The organism is Lactococcus cremoris subsp. cremoris NBRC 100676, from assembly GCF_001591705.1.
GTDB lineage: Bacteria > Bacillota > Bacilli > Lactobacillales > Streptococcaceae > Lactococcus > Lactococcus cremoris.
On sequence record NZ_BCVK01000104.1, the window covers coordinates 1 to 2,597 of the forward strand.

Annotated in this window: 3 protein-coding genes; all 3 read left to right on the plus strand. The window is 30.9% G+C overall.

Going from position 1 to position 2,597, the window contains the following annotated elements:
* Positions 1 to 238, plus strand: a 238-nt coding sequence (locus LLA01S_RS11835; protein ID WP_021165145.1) for a transposase, incomplete at its 5' end; no start/stop codon positions are given.
* Positions 239 to 347: 109 nt separating this feature from the next.
* A complete protein-coding gene (locus LLA01S_RS11840; protein WP_021212851.1) occupies positions 348 to 1,169 on the plus strand; it encodes a LysR substrate-binding domain-containing protein in 822 nt (273 codons plus the stop codon).
* A gap of 313 nt (positions 1,170 to 1,482) precedes the next feature.
* Positions 1,483 to 2,427, plus strand: coding sequence for an L-lactate dehydrogenase (locus LLA01S_RS11845; RefSeq protein ID WP_061778364.1), 945 nt, complete (start codon positions 1,483 to 1,485; stop codon positions 2,425 to 2,427).
* The last annotated feature ends 170 nt before the right edge of the window (positions 2,428 to 2,597 follow it).

Here is a 2,597-nt window from a genome sequence, read left to right on the forward strand (position 1 = left end):
TATGAAGCAAAAGAAAATCCTTTTCCCTAATTTTTCAAAACGTAGAAAAGTGATTGAGCGAGTTTTCTCTTTTTTGACAAATCTAGGAGCTGAGCGTTGTAAAAGTCGTTCGCCTCAAGGTTTTCAATTGAAATTAGAGATGATACTTTTAGCGTATTCTTTACTGTTAAAATCAGCTAAATCACTGGAACCAGAGACTTTAAGATATTCTATCGGGTATCAAGTCATGGCTAAATAATCAACTAGCAATTCGGGTAATAGTTGAATTAATTTGTAAAATAAATTATTATAATCATATGAATTAAAAAAAATAATTTGTTAATGCCATGTTTTAAGGATAAAATCAGATGTTTTCATTATTTGAGACTTTTATCGTTGTTTATGAAACTAAAAGTTTTACCTTAGCCGGAAAATATTTATTTATTTCACAACCTACTGTAACCGTGAGAATCAAAAAACTTGAAGAAGAATTAAAATCAACATTATTTCTAAGGGGAAAACACCAAGAAATCATTCCGACTGAAGCCGCAATATTATTTTATCCCAAAGCGATTGCCTATCTAAAAAAATGGGAGGAAGACCAAGCGGAGGTACAAAAGAAATCTCTTGCAAAACATCCTTTCAAAATCGGAGTTTCACATAGTGCTGCTTTAAGTATTATGCCAAGAATTTTTAAAGTATTTGAAGATGAGTTGGAACAATTGGATGTAGAAATTAATATGTATGACTCAGAAAAAGTATTTGAATTAGTTGCAAATCATGATTTGCATTTTGGAATCATTGAACGATTACTCATTAGTGATCAAACCGAAACCTTTCCTTTGTTTTTAGATGAGTTGGTCCTTGCTGGAAATACAGATTCAGAAACTTTCTTTACCAGAGAATCTGGTTCAGGAATTGGATATTATATCAAAAGATATCTCAAATCTGCTCCTTCTTCTAGAAGAAACATTGTTCGTATGAATAGTAATGAGATGATTATTTCCCATATCAAATCTGGTTTAGGTTCTTCTTTGATTTCTAAATCCTTTTTATCTGATGATATCCCTTATCAAGAACTTGGAAGTAATTATCATAGAGAGTTTTTAGGAGTTTCTTTTGATGAAGAAAAAGACCCCGTGATTCAAAAATTAATTAATAAAATAAAAAAAGAAACCGAAATTCGTTAGAAATAATAAAAATAAGAAACAGAAGCAAGCTGCTTCTGCTTTTTTGTTTTTATTATTTTTTTAATCATAACGATAAAATAAATTCATTTTACACATTGCAAAAATATAGATAAAATAATAATAGATTTTATAAAGGACATCAGAAAATTACTTTAAAAGGGGACTAGAATTGGCTTTTATAATCATTAGTTTTGTGATTTCTATCATTTTAATTTTATGCACTATGATTAGTTATCTATGGATTTTTAACAGATAGGTTTTATAAAAATATAGAAAAAATATTGATTAATAAAAAATCGAAAAGGAGATAAAAATGAAAATTACAAGTAGAAAAGTAGTCGTGATTGGAACAGGATTTGTCGGAACAAGTATTGCTTATTCAATGATTAATCGAGGGCTTATCAACGAGTTAGTTTTGATAGATGTCAATCAAGATAAAGCTGAGGGTGAGGCTTTAGATTTATTGGATGGCATATCTTGGGCTAAAGAAAATGTTATTGTAAGAGCTGGAAATTACAAGGATTGTGAAAATGCAGATATTGTCGTGATTACAGCTGGTGTGAACCAAAAACCTGGACAATCACGTTTAGATTTGGTCAATACAAATGCTAAAATTATGCGCTCAATCGTTACTCAAGTTATGGATTCAGGTTTTGATGGTATTTTTGTAATTGCTTCTAATCCTGTGGATATCCTTACCTATGTCGCTTGGGAAACTTCTGGTCTTGACCAATCTAGAATTGTCGGAACTGGTACAACTTTGGATACCACACGTTTTAGAAAGGAATTAGCCACAAAGCTGGAAATTGATCCACGGAGTGTTCACGGATATATTATTGGCGAACATGGCGATTCTGAAGTTGCAGTTTGGTCACACACGACGGTAGGTGGAAAACCTATTCTTGAATTTATTGTTAAAAATAAAAAAATTGGTCTTGAAGATTTGTCTAATTTATCAAATAAGGTTAAAAATGCTGCTTATGAAATTATTGATAAAAAACAAGCCACTTATTACGGAATCGGAATGAGTACAGCTAGAATTGTCAAAGCCATCTTAAATAATGAACAAGTCATTCTACCAGTTTCTGCCTATTTGCGTGGAGAATATGGTCAAGAAGGGGTCTTTACTGGTGTTCCATCTGTCGTAAATCAAAATGGTGTCAGAGAAATTATTGAACTCAATATGGATGCTTATGAAATGAAACAATTTGAAAAGTCTGTCAATCAACTTAAAGAAGTCATAGAATCTATTAAATAATCTAGTTAGGTTTTACAGCAGTAAAGGAAAATAAAATGGTCGCTCTACTCTTTTTAGTCATTGCTTCACTTTGGGGATTAATCTGGTTTAACATTAGTGAATCAGATTGATTAATAAGCTTCTTGCTAAAGTGAAAAATTTAGCTGATGGTAATAATTACCATAAAAAAA